The organism is Cellulomonas sp. KH9, from assembly GCF_900114185.1.
GTDB lineage: Bacteria > Actinomycetota > Actinomycetes > Actinomycetales > Cellulomonadaceae > Cellulomonas.
This window is the reverse complement of the sequence record NZ_FOSE01000001.1, coordinates 690,212-705,278: the sequence shown is the minus strand read 5'-3', so window position 1 is coordinate 705,278 and position 15,067 is coordinate 690,212. Positions and strand designations below refer to the sequence as shown.

At 75.4% G+C, this 15,067-nt stretch carries 11 protein-coding genes; 8 read left to right on the top strand and 3 right to left on the bottom strand.

The window, feature by feature from the left end:
* Positions 1 to 91: 91 nt before the first annotated feature.
* The 3 genes from BMZ16_RS19645 to BMZ16_RS03080 all read left to right on the top strand — a co-directional run bounded on the left by BMZ16_RS19645 (position 92) and on the right by BMZ16_RS03080 (position 3,189).
* The gene (locus BMZ16_RS19645; protein WP_143082737.1) at positions 92 to 502 is read left to right on the top strand and encodes a hypothetical protein; all 411 of its coding nucleotides are present in this window, start codon (positions 92 to 94) and stop codon (positions 500 to 502) included.
* Entirely contained in the window at positions 499 to 2,091 is a 1,593-nt protein-coding gene (locus tag BMZ16_RS03085; RefSeq protein WP_143082736.1) for a multicopper oxidase family protein, read from the top strand. The genes BMZ16_RS19645 and BMZ16_RS03085 overlap by 4 nt, the downstream gene beginning before the upstream one ends.
* A 318-nt stretch (positions 2,092 to 2,409) precedes the next feature.
* Positions 2,410 to 3,189: an ATP-binding cassette domain-containing protein gene (locus BMZ16_RS03080; RefSeq protein WP_089798112.1), complete on the top strand. Its 780-nt coding sequence runs from the start codon at positions 2,410 to 2,412 to the stop codon at positions 3,187 to 3,189.
* Between the two features lie 162 nt (positions 3,190 to 3,351).
* Here the strand turns inward: BMZ16_RS03080 and BMZ16_RS03075 are convergent, their stop codons facing one another.
* Positions 3,352 to 5,787 carry a non-reducing end alpha-L-arabinofuranosidase family hydrolase gene (locus BMZ16_RS03075; RefSeq protein ID WP_089798111.1) on the bottom strand — a complete coding sequence of 812 codons (2,436 nt, stop codon included), beginning with the start codon at positions 5,785 to 5,787 and terminating at the stop codon, positions 3,352 to 3,354.
* A 426-nt stretch (positions 5,788 to 6,213) separates the two neighbouring features.
* Here BMZ16_RS03075 and BMZ16_RS03070 point away from each other — a divergent pair, with 426 nt between their 5' ends.
* A complete protein-coding gene (locus tag BMZ16_RS03070; RefSeq protein ID WP_089798110.1) occupies positions 6,214 to 7,272 on the top strand; it encodes a LacI family DNA-binding transcriptional regulator in 1,059 nt (352 codons plus the stop codon).
* Between the two features lie 11 nt (positions 7,273 to 7,283).
* Here BMZ16_RS03070 and BMZ16_RS03065 read toward each other — a convergent pair whose 3' ends face one another.
* Positions 7,284 to 9,581, bottom strand: a complete 2,298-nt coding sequence (locus tag BMZ16_RS03065; RefSeq protein ID WP_089798109.1) for an exo-beta-d-1,3/1,6-glucosidase — start codon at positions 9,579 to 9,581, stop codon at positions 7,284 to 7,286.
* 300 nt (positions 9,582 to 9,881) lie between these two features.
* Here BMZ16_RS03065 and BMZ16_RS03060 point away from each other — a divergent pair, with 300 nt between their 5' ends.
* The 3 genes from BMZ16_RS03060 (at position 9,882) to BMZ16_RS03050 (ending at position 12,506) form a co-directional block, all read left to right on the top strand.
* A complete protein-coding gene (locus BMZ16_RS03060) occupies positions 9,882 to 10,208 on the top strand; it encodes a hypothetical protein (RefSeq protein ID WP_089798108.1) in 327 nt (108 codons plus the stop codon).
* Positions 10,209 to 10,289: 81 nt separating this feature from the next.
* Positions 10,290 to 10,688 (top strand): VOC family protein, encoded by a 399-nt coding sequence (locus BMZ16_RS03055; RefSeq protein WP_089798107.1) that lies wholly within the window; start codon positions 10,290 to 10,292, stop codon positions 10,686 to 10,688.
* 33 nt (positions 10,689 to 10,721) lie between these two features.
* Positions 10,722 to 12,506 (top strand): bifunctional 3'-5' exonuclease/DNA polymerase, encoded by a 1,785-nt coding sequence (locus BMZ16_RS03050; protein ID WP_089798106.1) that lies wholly within the window; start codon positions 10,722 to 10,724, stop codon positions 12,504 to 12,506.
* A gap of 23 nt (positions 12,507 to 12,529) precedes the next feature.
* Here BMZ16_RS03050 and BMZ16_RS19145 read toward each other — a convergent pair whose 3' ends face one another.
* Positions 12,530 to 13,576, bottom strand: coding sequence for an alpha/beta hydrolase (locus tag BMZ16_RS19145; protein WP_089798105.1), 1,047 nt, complete (start codon positions 13,574 to 13,576; stop codon positions 12,530 to 12,532).
* Between the two features lie 109 nt (positions 13,577 to 13,685).
* Between BMZ16_RS19145 and BMZ16_RS03040 the strand changes: the two genes are divergently transcribed.
* Positions 13,686 to 15,038: a YihY/virulence factor BrkB family protein gene (locus BMZ16_RS03040; protein ID WP_218143299.1), complete on the top strand. Its 1,353-nt coding sequence runs from the start codon at positions 13,686 to 13,688 to the stop codon at positions 15,036 to 15,038.
* Positions 15,039 to 15,067 lie beyond the last annotated feature (29 nt).

Here is a 15,067-nt window from a genome sequence, read left to right as displayed (position 1 = left end):
CCCGACGACACCACGCGTCGACGACCGACGAGCCGTGTCGACGACACCTGCCGGACTCCCCCCGGACCGCGGCTGCCTAGCGTCGAGAGGCATGGAGAACACACCGCTGACCAGCCGGTCCGTCCCTCTCACCGCGCGCCGACGGGTGCGCGGCCGCGTGGTCGCCGCACTCGCCGCGACCGTCCTGCTGTGGCCCGCGCTCGCGGTCACGCACATGCCCGAGCCAGGTCTCGCGGCAGTCGTCCTGTCCGTCACCCTGGTCGTCTGGGTCGCCGTCCTCGGCCTGCGCGACACCCCCCGGCCCGTCCTCACGGGCACCCTCGCCGGCCTCGCCTACGGCGCCGTCCTCGCAGCGGTGTCGGTCGTGTCCGGTGCCGCCCACCTGTCGCCGGCCCTGCTCGTCGTGGCCGGCGTCTTCGAGCTCACGTGGGTCACGCTGCTCGGTGCCGGCACCGGGCTGCTCGGCAGCGGGCTGCAGAGGACGCGGGGGCGACAGCCGTGAGTCGCGCCCGAGGTGCGCGTCGGCTCGCCGCGGCCGCGGCCGTCGCCCTCCTGGTGGCCGCGGGCGCAGGCGCCTGCAGCGAGGTGTCCGTCTCGGCCGTCGACGTGCCGGAGACGTTCGACGTCCCGCTGCCCGTCCCCCCGCTCGCACCGTCGCGCGTCGCCGCCGACGGCACCCGCACCTTCCGGCTGACCGCGCAGGAGGGCTCGACGCAGTTCACCCCCGGCGTCGACACCCCCACCTGGGGGTTCGACGGCGACCTGCTCGGCCCCACCCTGCGGGCGGCACGCGGCGAGCAGGTGGCCGTCGAGGTCCGCAACACGCTGCCCGAGGCGACGAGCGTGCACTGGCACGGCATGCACCTGCCCGCCGCGATGGACGGCGGCCCGCACCAGAGCGTCGAGCCCGGTGCCACGTGGCGCCCGACCTGGCGCGTCGACCAGCCCGCCGCGACCCTCTGGTACCACCCGCACCCGCACGGCGAGACGCAGGAGCACGTCTACCGCGGGCTGGCCGGGTTCTTCCTGCTCGACGACCCCGCCGCGCCGGACGTGGGCCTGCCCACGGAGTACGGCGTCGACGACGTGCCGGTGGTCGTGCAGGACCGGAACGTCGACCGCGACGGGTCGCTCGACATGTCCGGCGGCGAGCTCGGGGTCCTGGGCTCGCTGGTGACGACGAACGGCGTGCGCGGCGCCCACCTGCCGGTGACGACGCAGCGGGTGCGGCTGCGGCTGCTCAACGGGTCGACGGCGCGCACGTACGCGTTCGGGTTCGAGGACGACCGCTCGTTCCTGCAGGTCGCGTCCGACGGCGGCCTGCTGCCCGAGCCGCTGCCCACCACCCGCGTCCAGCTGTCGCCCGGCGAGCGGGCGGAGGTCGTCGTCACGGCGGCACCCGGCGAGACCGTGCGGCTGCGCTCGTACCCACCGGACCTGGGGCGCGTCGTCGCGGGCTTCGCGATGGGCGCGCAGGACACCTTCGACGTCCTGGAGCTGCGCGCCGCGCCCACCCTGGCCCCGTCACCCGAGGTGGCGTCGACCCTGACGACCCTGGAGCCGCTGTCCGCCGCGGACGCGGACGTGACGCGCACCTTCGAGCTGCAGGACCGCTCGATCAACGGCCGCCGCATGGACATGGACCGCATCGACGTCACCGCCGAGCTCGACACCACGGAGGTGTGGGAGGTCCGCAACCGCAACGCGTTCCCGCACAGCCTGCACGTGCACGACGTGCAGATGCGGGTCCTCGACATCGACGGCGAGGCGCCGCCGCCGGCACTGGCCGGCGCGAAGGACACCGTCTACCTGGCACCGAACCGCACGTACCGCCTGATCATGCGGTTCGAGGACTACGCGGACCCCGATGTGCCGTACATGTTCCACTGCCACCTGCTGCTGCACGAGGACCAGGGGATGATGGGCCAGCTCGTCGTCGTGGACCCGGACGACACGACGGGCGGGCGGTCGTCCCGCGACGAGGACGGCACGCCGCCGGGCAGGGACGGGGCGCCGCCGGGCAGGGACGGGGCGCCGCCGGGCGGGGACGGGGCGCCGCCGGGCGGGGGCGCCGGCCACCACCACGGGTGACCGCGCCCTGGCGTCGACCGGGACCGACGCGACCGCTCTGCCCCTGGTCAACGGCATCCTGCTGACAGCGGGTGGGACCCTGCTCGGCATCAGGCGGCGCCACCGCAGCACCACCTGGTGCGCCCGACGCGCACGGGCCCGCGGCTGCCCCCCGTCGCCCGCCGGCCGGCGCGCCACCACCCGGCGTCCGCCGTCCCTCCCGGCGGACGTCGACGTGTGCCGGACGGTGGTGGCGGGGATCCATCCGGCGGGGCCGTACGTTGGGACCAGCAGGCGCGCCAGGACGGCGCCACGACGAGACGAGACGAGCACCGACGCATGAGCAGCACCCCCGCAGTCCTCGAGGCCACCGACGTCTGGGCCGGCTACGGCGGCCCGCCCGTGCTGGCGGGCGTCTCACTCACCCTGCGTCCGGGCGACGCCCTGGGCGTGCTCGGACGCTCGGGCGTCGGCAAGTCCACGCTCGTGGAGATCCTGGGCGGCGGCATGCGCGCCGGCCAGGGGCACGTCACGCTCGGCGGGGTGCCGGTCGGCAAGACCCCGCGCCGGCGCCGCAAGGACGTCAAGGCGCGCCTGCGCACGGTCCACCAGAACGGCCTGGCCGGGATCGACGTGCAGCGCACGGTCGAGGAGACGATCCTCGACGCGTTCAAGGAGGCCCGGAAGGCCGGTCGCACCACGAGCAACGACGTCGAGGCGGCGCTGGCCGTGGTGGGCCTGCCCATCCGCTTCGTCACGCGGCGCGTCGGCACGCTGTCCGGCGGCGAGCGGCAGCGCGTCGCGATCGCCCGGGCCCTGGCGACCCGGCCCGACCTGCTCCTGCTCGACGAGCCGCTCACCGCCGTCGACCAGTCGATGCGCGAGGAGATCGCCGACGACATCCGCGCCCTGGTCCGCGCGGACGGCATCGGGCTGCTGGTCGCGTCGCACGACGTGCGGCTGCTCGACCGCCTGACCGACCGCGTGCTGGTGCTGGCCGACGGCACGTTCGTGGAGTCCGGCCCGCTGCGGGACGTCCTGCGGGACCCGCAGCACCCGGACACCCAGGCCATCGCGGCCTCGCTGCCCGAGCTGACGGGCGGCCGCCCGCCCGCCTGACCGGCACCGTGACGGGCGACCGGTCGGCGACCCCGCCCGCACGGAGCGGGCCGGGCGGCCCCTGCCGCCCGGCCCTCCCCGGCTCCGAGACCGGGCCCCGAGGTCCGCACCGCCACCCTCACGGGCGACGGTGCGGACCGGATGCCGGTGGGACCGCCCGGGCTACCGCTGCAGCGTGAGCAGCCCCGGACGGTACGGCAGCAGCCCGTAGTCGCCGCCCGAGCTCGGGCTGCGGCCCTGGTAGAGCAGCTGCAGGTTGCACGGGTCGACCGTCATGGTCTGGTCCGCGCTGGTGCGCAGCAGCTCGCCGTGGCTGATGTCGTTCGTCCACGTGGCGCCGCTGTTGGCCTTGCCGGCGAACGGGTTCGACTCGGTGGCGGCCTGCGGGGTCCACTGCCCGTCCAGGCTGGTGGCCGTGAAGGACCGGAAGTAGCGGCCCTGCGAGCCGATGGCCTCGACGATCATGAGGTACCGCTGCTGACCGGCGAGCTTGTAGACCTGGACCGCCTCGAACAGGTTGTTCTTGGTGTCGGTCATGATCGTCTTGTAGCTCGACCCGAAGCTGCCGGGGAAGTTCCCGATCGGCATGGACGCCCGGTAGATGCGGCCGTTGTCGCCGGCGAAGAACAGGTACATGTTCCGGTCGTCACCGATGAGCGCCTGGTCGATCGGACCGGTCCCCGAGCTGCTGATCGAGCCCGTGAACAGGTTCTGGTGCGGACCCCAGCTGTTCACGTCGGCCGGGTTGGTCGAGGTCCGGTAGGAGAACGCCGGGCCGCCCCACTGGTAGGCCAGCACCCAGACGTTCTTCGGCGCGAAGTAGAACAGCGACGGCGCGACCGCGCTGAACGGCATCGCGTTCTGGCTCGCCGATCCCATCTGCGACCAGCTCGAGAACAGGCCGAAGTTCATCGACCCCCACCGCGTGCCGGTGTCGTGCGTCGTGGCGTAGACCAGCTGCTGGCCGTCGACCGGCGCGACCGTGAAGTCCTTCAGCGAGACCCACCCGGAGCGCGGCTGGGCGAGCGCACCGGAGGACGACCAGCGGTACGTCGACGGCAGCGTGCACGTCGCCGGCGGCGGCGTGGTGGGCGGCGGGGTCGTCGGGGGCGGCGTCGTGGGGTTCGTCGACGGCGACGACGTCGGCTGCTGGGTCGGGGTCACCGCACCGTTGCAGCCCGCACCGTTGAGCGTGAAGGCCGTCGGCACCGGGTTGCTGCTGCCGGAGAACACGCCGTTGAAGCCGAGCTGCACGGTCCCACCGCTGGGGACCGACGCGTTGTAGTCGGCGTTCCTGATGGTCACCTGGTTGCCGTTCTGCGTGGCCACACCGCTCCACGCCTGCTGCACGGACTGGGTGCCGGGGAACGCGAACCCGAGGGTCCAGCCGGTGAGCGCGGCACCGCGGTTGGTGATGCGCACGTCCGCGGTGAAGCCTCCGGGCCACTGCGCCGTGACCGTGTAGACCACGCTGCACGTCCCGGTGCCGGGGTCCGGCGGCGGGCTGGTGGGCGGCGGGCTGGTGGGCGGCGGGCTGGTGGGTGGCGGCGTCGTCGGAGGCGCCGTCGTCGGAGGCGGGGTCGTCGGAGGCGCCGCGTTCAGGGCGTCGAGCACCGCGGTGTAGGCGGCCTTCTTGTTGCCCGAGGAGTCGAACAGCAGCGGGTTGGCCCCGGTGCGCCAGGAGTCCGAGTCGCGCACGCCCCACACGGTGATGCCGGTGCACCGCGACACGGCCAGGCACGCCTGGACCACCTGCCGGTAGGCGTTGGCCTGGTTGGAGCCCTGCTCGATGTCGAGCTCGGTGATCTGCACGTCGACGCCCAGGTCGGCGAACCGCTGCAGGTTCGCCTGGTAGTCGCTGGGCACGCCGGTGCCCAGGTGCGACTGGAAGCCGACGCAGTCGATCGGCACGCCGCGGGACCTGAAGTCCCGGACCATGGTGTAGACGCCGGTGGACTTCGCGTTGATCCCGTCGGTGTTGTAGTCGTTGTAGCAGAGCTTGGCCCCGGGGTCCGCGGCGCGTGCGGCGCGGAACGCGGCCTCGATCCAGTCGCTGCCCGTGCGCTGCAGGTTCGAGTCACGGCGGCTGCCGCGCCCGTCGTCGGCGAACGCCTCGTTGACCACGTCCCAGGCGTAGATCTTGCCCTTGTAGTGCGACGCGACCTGCGTGACGTGGTTGATCAGCGCGTCGCGCAGCGTCTGACCGGACAGGCTCGCCATCCACTGCGGCTGCTGCTGGTGCCAGGCCAGGGTGTGCCCGCGGACCTGCTTGCCCTTGCTGAGGGCGTCGTTGACGATCCGGTCGCCGTTGGTGAAGGTGAACTGGTTGCGGTTGGGCTCCGTGGCGTCCATCTTCATCTCGTTCTCGGCCACGACGGAGCTGAACTCGCGGTCGACGATGCCCATGTAGGTGGAGTCGTTCATGCGGCCGGCCGCGACGGCCACGCCGAGGTAGCGCCCGCTCTGCTGGGCGGCCGCACCGAGCGTGCTCGCGGCGGCCTGCGCCGGCAGCGTGGCGAGGACGCCGGTGATGGTGATGGCGGCGGCCGCGGTCGCAGCGACCAGCACCCGCCGCCCTGGTCGCGTGGTGTGCGTCATGCGTCACCCTCTCTGCGGGCCCGCCGGGCGGCGGGGGTCGCGGCCGTACCGGGGCACCACGTCGCCGGAGGGCACGGCGGTCCCACCCGGGTGCGGGTGCAGGCCTGGTGCGTCCGGTGCCGACCGCGCGGGTGGACGCCGTCGGCCCGCCGCACGGCCGCGTGGTGCATGGTCCCGTTCCAGCCGTTGTGTACGTTCACAATCCCATGCGAACCGCCCACGTCGAAGGGCTTGCGCGACGACGAATCGTTTCGCGGGAGGGCGTGACGGGCGCGCCCACCGCCCGCCGCCCGGACCGCCGCGGACGCCGCCGGCAACCCATCCCGATTTGTGACCGTTTCTGCCAGCCGGGACCGCTTTCGGGGGTTAGCATCGGCGGCGGACCGGCCACCGGCGGCGGTCGCACGAACGGGCGGGGGGTCGTCGATGACGACGAACGGCGACCGACCGCGACGACCGTCGATCACCGACGTCGCGCGACGCGCAGGGGTGTCCGTCGGGACGGTGTCCAACGTCCTCAACCGCCCCGACCACGTGGCCTCGTCGACCCGCGACCGCGTCCAGGCGGTCATCGAGGAGCTGGGGTTCGTCCGCAACGCGTCGGCGCGCCAGCTGCGGGTGGGCTCGGCGAACATGCTGGGGGTGCTGGTCCTGGACCTCGCCAACCCCTTCTTCACCGGGATCGCGCGCGGTGTCGAGGACCGGATCTCGCCGGAGGACTACACGCTCGTCCTCTCGTCGTCGGACGCCGACCCGGAGCGGGAGGCCCGCTACCTGCGACTGCACGAGGAGCACGGCGTGCAGGGCATCCTGGTCAGCCCGGCGCGCGCGTCGATCGACCAGGTGCTGGCGGTGCGGGACCGCGGCATGCAGGTCGTGCTCCTGGACACACCGTCGGACGTCGCCGAGGTCTCGAGCGTCGGCGTCGACGACGTGCGGGGCGCCGCCCTGGCGACCGAGCACCTCCTGGCGCTGGGCCACCGCCGCATCGGGCTCGTCAACGGCCCGGGCGGCGTGCGACCGTGCGCCGACCGCCGCACGGGCACCGTCGCGGCGCTCGCCGCCGCCGGCCTGGACCCGGGCGCGGTGCTCGCCGAGGTGACCGTGCCCGCCATGACCGCGGACGCCGGTGACGCGGCGATGACGGAGCTGCTGGCACTCGGCCCCGCCCGCCGGCCGACCGCGACGTTCTGCACCAACGACCTCCTCGCGCTCGGCGCGCTGCGCGCCCTGCGGCGCGCCGACGTCGCGGTGCCCGAGCAGATGGCCCTCGTCGGGTACGACGACATCCCGGTGCTCGGCATGCTGCCCGTGCCCCTGACCTCGGTCCGGCAGCCCACCCACACCCTCGGCTGGACGGCCGCGGACCTGCTGCTGCGGGAGGCCGCGGCGGGCCGCGGTGCCGAGCACCAGCGCGTGCTCTTCCAGCCGGAGCTGGTCGTGCGGGCCAGCACGGCCGGGGCCGCGGCGCCCGACCCGCGCTGAGCCCGCCCGGCTCAGCCGGTGACGGCGAAGCCCCCGCGCAGCAGGTCGCGGTCCCGCGACGAGCGCCCCACGAGCAGCTCGAACTCACCGGGCTCGACGACGCGGCGACCCTCGGCGTCGACGATCGTGCAGTCGGCCACGGGCACCTCGACGTCGACCACGACGGACTCCCCCGGTGCCACGTCCACGTGCCGGTACGCCTTGAGCTCCTTCTCCGCCCACGTCAGCGAGGTGACGAGGTCGCTGACGTAGACCTGCACGACCTCGTGCGACGGACGCGACCCGGTGTTGGTCAGCGTGACCTGCGCGCGGACCACGTCGTCGCGGCCGAGCACCGGCGTGGCCACCGTGAGGTCCGTGTACTCGACCGTCGAGTACGACAGCCCCTCACCGAACGCGAACGCCGGGTCCTGCGTGAGGTCGGCGTAGCGGGTGCCGTGCTGACCGCGCAGCCCGTTGTAGTAGACGGGCTGCTGGCCGACGTGCCGCGGGAAGGTCAGCGGCAGCCGACCGGCCGGCTCGATCGTGCCGAGCAGCAGCTCGGCGATCGCCCGCCCGCCGCGCATGCCCGGGTTGGCGGCCCACACGATCGCGTCCGCTCCCAGGGCCGACTCCGGCAGCACCAGCGGCTTGGACGCGATGAGCACCACCGTCATCGGGGTGCCCGTCGCGGCCAGCGCGTCGAGCAGCGCGACCTGCCCGCCCACCAGCTCGAGCGTCGCGGTGGACCGCGTCTCGCCCATGAGACCGATGGTGTCCCCGACGACGGCGACCACGTGGTCGGCGCCCTGCGCGGCGGCCACGGCCTCGGCGATCATCACGGGGTCCGGCTCGGCGGCGTGCATGACGGGCATGCGGGGCTGCCCGTCCGGGTAGGACTCACCGTCGGGGTCCGGGCCCAATGTGCCGATGTCGGCGCCCCGCGCGTACGTCAGCTCCCAGCTCTCGGGCAGCAGGCCGCGCAGCCCGTCCAGGACCGTCTCGGTCATCTCGCGCGGGTGCCCGGACTCGCGCATCCAGTCGACCTGGCCGGAGCGACCGGCCCAGTCGCCCAGCTGGGCGTCGACGTCGTCCGCGTTGGGGCCGACCACCGCGAGGCGCAGCGGCGCCGGGGCGGCGCCGTCGGGCGCCGTGGCGTGCCCGTCCAGCTGCGAGACCAGACCACCACCCAGCGGCAGCACGCCCGAGTTCTGCAGCAGCACCAGCGAGCGGCGCGTCACGTGCAGGTTGATGTCCTGGTGGTCGTCCGACCCGATGACCTCGGCCTGCCGGACCGGGTCCGGGCGGCGCGGGTCCTCGAAGAGCCCCAGCTCGAACTTCACGGTGAGGATGCGCGCGACGGCGGCGTCGAGCTGCGCCTCGTCGACCAGCCCGTTGGCCACCGCCTTCTGCACGCCCTCGAAGAACCCGGGCGTCGTCATGACCATGTCGTTACCGGCGTTCACGGCGCTCGCCGCGGCGTGCTCGTGGTCCGGGGCGATCTTCTGCTCCCAGACCATGCGTCCGACGTTGTCCCAGTCCGTGATGAGGGTGCCGGTCCAGCCCCACTCGCCGCGCAGCACGTCCTGCAGCAGCCACTTGTTGACGACGATCGGGACCCCGTCGGTGGACTGGTAGCCGATCATGAACGTGCGGGCGCCCTCGCGGGCGACGCGCTCGAACGGCGGCAGGAACCACGAGCGGAGCTTGCGGCGCGAGATGTCGGCCTCGGAGGCGTCGCGTCCGCCCTGCGTCTCGGAGTACCCGGCGAAGTGCTTGGCGCACGCGAGCACGGCGGTCGGGTCCGTGAGGCCGTCGCCCTGGTAGCCGCGCACCATCGCGGCGGCGAGCTCACCGAGCAGGAACGGGTCCTCGCCGAACGTCTCGTTCACCCGCCCCCAGCGCAGGTCACGCGTGATGCAGACGACCGGCGAGAAGGTCCAGTGCAGACCCGTGGCCGACACCTCGACCGCGGTCACGCGCGCCATGGCCTCGGCCGCCGCCGGGTCCCAGGACGCCGCCACGCCGAGCTGGGTGGGGAAGATCGTCGCACCGCGCCAGAAGGAGTAGCCGTGGATCGCGTCGTCGGCGACGAGGAGCGGGATGCGCAACCGGGTGCGCTCGACCGCGTCCAGGGCCTCGAGCACGCGCTGCGGCGAGGCGTGCAGGATCGACCCGACGTGCTTCTCGAGGACCAGGTCCTCCACGCCCGGCTGGGCGTCGAGCTGCAGCATCTGCCCCGCCTTCTCGGGCAGCGTCATGCGGCTCAGCAGGTCGGCGACGCGCGCCGGGACGGGCAGCGACGGGTCCTGGTACGGGAGCGTGTCCACGAAGGGTCCTCTGTGACGTTCGGATCGTTGCGACCGGCCGCATGACGCTAACGCAGGTCGGGCCGGGTGCGGTAACCGCCCGTGACGCGACGGCGCGCACGCCGCCGACGGGCAGCGCGGCACCCGGCCGGGCCGCGCGGGTCGGCACCGGGACCGCATCACCCGATCGCCCCGGATCTCACCCCGCGATCCACCCCCCTGTGTCGGCGGGCCCGGCTACCGTCCGAACCGGCGCGGCTCGGCCCGCGGTCGGCCGGGTGCAGCGCCCGGGCGTCGAGGACGAGCAGCGAGGGTGGCGACATGGGCGAGACGGGTGCCGTACCGGTGCTGACCTCGGCGGACTGCGTGCTGGTGCACACGTCCGCGACGGTGGCCACGACCGTCCACCGCGAGGGGTCCGACCTGGTCGTGCACTTCCTGCAGCTGGGCGGGGTCACCCGCTGGACGTGGCCGTGCGAGGTCGTCGCCGCGGCCCTGGCGACGCCCGGCGTGGTGCGGGGCGACGACGCCATCGAGGTGGTCGTCGACCCCGAGACCGCCGACCTGGTGGTGACGCTCGACGGTGCGGAGGGCAGTGCGCTGCTCGCGGTGCCCGGCGAGGCGGTCCGGACGGCCCTCGCCCGCTGACGCGACGGGTGTGGGTGGCCGCCGGTAGCGTCGTCGGCACCCGACCGGAGCACGCCCGAGGAGCACGTCCGAGGAGCACCGATGCCGCTGCGCTGGTACACGACCGTGATCGAGTCCCGTGACCCGCACGCGCTGGCCCGGTGGTGGGCCGACGCGCTCGGCTGGGACTACGCGCGCTACGCGGACGACGAGGCCGGCGTGCTGCCGCCGTGGGCCCCCGACCTCGGGTCGGCCCTCCCCTTCCACCAGGTGCCGCCCGGCCTGTGCTTCGTCCAGGTCGACCACGACAGGACGGCGAAGAGCCGGCTGCACCTGGACCTGGCACCGCACACCTCGGACGACCGCGAGGCCGAGATCGCCCGGCTGCTCGACCTGGGGGCCACGCTCGCGGACGTCGGTCAGGGGCCGGACGTGTCGTGGACGGTGCTGGCCGACCCCGACGGCAACGAGTTCTGCGTGCTCTCCAGCCGCGAGGAGTGACGCCGCTGTCGGTGGGGCGCGCGAGGATGGGGCGTGCCCGCGTACGTCCTGCTCACCGGTGACCCGCGCGGTCGTACCGTCACCCTGACCTCGCTGGACGCCGACGCGGCGCCCACCGGGTCGCGCGTGGTCGACACCGACGCGCTGCCGGCGGCGGTCGCCCGGGTCGAGGCCGAGCACGGCCCGCGCTGGGTGTGGGACGACACGCGCCGCTGGTACCCCGCGCTGATCGCCGCCGGCGTGCGCGTGGACCGGTGCCACGACCTGCGGCTGTGCCACGCGATCCTGCGGCACGCCGCGACGGCGGCCGGGTCACGGCTGCAGAACGCACCCCCGGGCCCGTTCGACGCACCGGCGCCGCACGAGGAGGCACCCCGCGAGCCGGACCTGCTCGACGCGCTGCGCGAGCTCACCGACGACGCGCCACCGGCGGCGGGGCCCGCGGCGGGGCCCGGCGCCGGCACGCCGCCCGGGCAGCGGCCCACCGACGCGGCGCCGGTCCACGACCCCGACGCCGCACCGGCCGACGACCCCGACGACGGCCCCGACCTGCTCGCGGAGCTGCGCGACCAGCTCGCCGCGGTCGCCGGGTCCACCCGGCCCGGCCGGTTGCGGCTGCTGCTGGCCGCGGAGTCCACGGGCGCGCTGCTGGCCGCGGAGATGCAGCACGACGGCCTGCCGTGGGACCCCGTGCGGCACGACGAGCTGCTGACGGCACTGGTCGGCCCCCGGCCCGCGGGCGGCGGGCGCCCCCGCCGGCTGGAGGAGCTGGTCGGGCGGATCCGTGAGCTGCTGGACGACCCCCGTCTCAACCCCGACTCGCAGCCCCACCTGCTCGCGGCGCTGCGCCGGCAGGGGTTCTCGGTGGGCTCCACCAGCAAGTGGGAGATCCGCGAGCTCGACCACCCCGTCGTCGAGCCGCTGCTGGAGTACAAGCGCCTGTCGCGCCTGCTCAGCGCGAACGGCTGGGCGTGGCTGGACGCGTGGGTGCACGACGGACGGTTCCGGCCCACGTACGTCGTCGGGGGTGTCGTCACCGGCCGCTGGGCCACCGACGGCGGCGGGGCGCTGCAGCTGCCCGCGTCGCTGCGGGCCGCCGCCCGCGCCGACGACGGCTGGCGCCTGGTCGTCGCCGACGCCGCGCAGCTCGAGCCGCGCGTGCTGGCGGCCCTGTCCGGCGACCGTGCCATGGCCGAGGCCGCTCGCGGGTCGGACCTCTACCAGCGCATCGCCGACGCGGGCACGGTGCCCACCCGCACGGACGCCAAGTACGCCCTGCTCGGTGCGATCTACGGCGCCACCACGGGCACGGCCGGCATGCTCATGCCCCGGCTGACCCGGGCGTACCCGCGGGCGGTCGCGCTGGTCGAGGCCGCCGCGCGTGCCGGTGAGCGCGGTGAGCCGGTCTCGACGTGGCTGGGTCGCACGTCACCGCCCGCGAGCGCCGCGTTCCTCGACCACCTGGGTGCGGCGGGCGCCGAGGGCGCGGACCCCGACGACGTGCGCGACGCCCGACGGCGGGCGCGCGACCGCGGCCGGTTCACGCGCAACTTCGTCGTCCAGGGCACGGCCGCGGAGTGGGCGCTGTGCTGGCTCGCGGCGCTGCGCCGCCGGCTGCGGGAGATCGGTGACGGGCGCGCGCACCTCGTGTTCTTCCTGCACGACGAGGTGGTGGTCCACTCCCCCGCGGCGGACGCCGAGGAGGTCGCGCAGGCCGTGCGGGACGCGGCCGACGAGGCGGGGCGGCTGCTGTTCGGCTCGGCACCCGTCGAGTTCGCGCTGGACCTGGCGGTGGTGGAGTCGTACGCGGACGCGTGAGCCCCGGCCCGCCGTGGCCGACCTCAGCCCCCGAGGCTCCCGAGCAGCGCCAGGTCCGCGGTCCTGATCTCCTCCTGCGCCCGGGCGCGCGTCACGGTCGGCTCACCGTCGCCGGGCTGCGGGCCGTAGTCCGCGAAGAACGCGTGCACGGCACCGTCGACCACCGTGGACGTCGTCCCGCGGGGCAGGTCCGCCAGCGACGCCTCGACGTCCGCCGGGGTCGTCAGGCCGTCGCGCGAGCCGGACACCGAGGCCACGCGCAGGTCGGCGTCGCTGATGTCGCCCATCGGGTACGACGCGTGCAGCAGCAGCCCCGCCACCAGCTCGTCGTTCGCGGCGGCGTACGTCGAGGCCACGACGCCGCCGAGCGAGTGCCCGCCGACGGCCCAGGCCTCGATCTCCGGGTAGGCCTCGATGGCGTGCCCCGACTGCGCGGGGGACGTGAGCGCCACGCCCAGCGGCTCCTTGAGCGCGACCACCAGGTAGCCCGCCTCGGCCAGCGGGCGCAGCACCGCGGCGGTCGCGCGCACGTCGACCCGGGCGCCCGGGGAGTAGACGAGCCCGACGGTGGGCGACGCCGGTCCCTGCGGGACGAACGCGTACCAGCCGGGCTGCTCCTGCACCTCGACGCGGGCGTCGGAGCGCAGCGCGGCGAGCGCGTCGTCCGTCGCCGCGAACGGCCGCAGCCACACGACGGCGCCCGCGAGGACGGCGAGCAGCGCGTACCCGACCGTGACGCCCGTCGCGGCCGGCACACGGACCGCGGTCGCACGCCGCCCGACGGCTCCTCCGGTGGTCCCCGCAGCGCGGGCCGCGGCGCGCGCGGACCGGCGCCGCGCGAGGACGACGACGCGCGCGAGCACGGCCGCACCCGCCAGGGCAGCCACCACGAGCAGCACGGTCAGAGCCCGGTGCTGGTGCGCGACGACGTCGCCGGCCGTCGCGACGACCCAGGCCGGGGCGACGAGCAGCGCGAGCCCCACGAGGCCGCGCGCGACGAGGGCGAGGGTGCCGGGCGGGCGGCCCTGCACGGCGGTCACCTGCGGGGTCGTGCCGGGGGCGTCACGCATGCCGTCACGCTACGTCGCCCCGCACGGCGGTGCGCCGCACGGCGGTGCGCCGCACGGCGGTGCGCCGCACGGCGGTGCGCCGCGGCCCTCCGGCCGGGGGCCACCTACGATGCCCGCGACCCCCTCGATCCCCGGAGTGCCCGTGCTGCTCGTCGCCGTCGCCGTGCTGGCGGTGCTCGGCGCGGTCGGGTGCCGGCGCCGGGACCCGGCGAGCGCGCGCCTGGCGGTCGCCACGACGACGCTGACGGCGCTGGCCGGCGCGCTCGCCGCGTGGGGCGCCGCCGCGGCCGCGGTCCCGGGGCGCGCCCCGTCGTGGCTGGTCCTGCTGGGCACCGCGGTCGTGGCCCCGGCCACCGTGCTCGCGGCGGCGCGCGTCGTCCCGCGCGTGCGCGCCCGGGTGCCGCAGCACGACCGGCCGACGGTGCTGGACCGTGCGGACGCGTGGGCGCGACGGCACCCGGTGCGCGTGCGCGGCCTCGACCTCCTGCCGTTCGTCGTGCGGTGCGTGCGCCGCGTGGTCGACGTCCGGGTCACGGGCCTCGCGGCCGAGATGACGTACTACGCCCTGCTGTCGGTGGTGCCGCTGACCTCGGCGCTGGGCGCGAGCCTGGGCTACCTCGAGCGGTTCACCAGCCCCGAGCAGGTCACCCGGGTCGAGGACGGCGTGGTCGACGCCGTGTCGGGCGTCCTGGCGGACGACGTCGCGCAGGACGCCCTGGTCCCGCTGGTGCAGGGGCTGCTGCGCGAGGAGCGGACGGGGGTCGCCGTGGGCTCCCTGCTGCTCACGCTCCTCCTGGCGAGCCGGATGTTCCGGGCCGCGATCCGGGCGCTCGACGACGCGTACACCGTGCCGGAGCGCCGCGGGATCGTGGCGCAGGGCGTGCTGGGGGTCGCGCTGGCGCTCGGCGCCGTGGTGACGCTCCTGGTGGTGCTCGTGCTGGTGGTCGTGGGCCCGCTGCTGGGCGGTGGCGAGCAGATCGCCGACCGGCTGGGCCTGGGCGACAGGTTCGGCACCGTGTGGGCACCGGTCCGCTGGCCCGTGGCCGTGGGTGTCGCGGGGGCGTACCTCACCCTGCTGTACCGCTACGGCCCGCAGCACGAGCCGGGGACGACGTGGCGCCGGGCGGTGCCCGGCGCGGTCGTCGGGTCGCTCGGCGTGCTGGTCGTCGCGGCGGTGTTCGCCTGGTCGCTGCGCACGGTGGGACCCACGGCGCCGCAGGTCGACGGCGAGGGCACCGTCCAGGTGGCCGCGCAGGTGCTCGGCACGATCCTGGCGGCCGTCCTGTGGCTGTGGATCTCCGCGATCGTCGTCCTCACCGGCGGTGTCGTGAACGCGGAGCTGGACCACCGCCCCGCCGCGCACCCGGGCGGGCGCGCGGGTGCGGCGGACGGGTCGCACGCGCGCCCGCCGGGGCGCCGCCCCGGCCGGGCGCGTGCGCGGACCCGCGGCGCCCGCGCCTGACGGACGTCGGCCGCGGGCGGGGGCGCAGC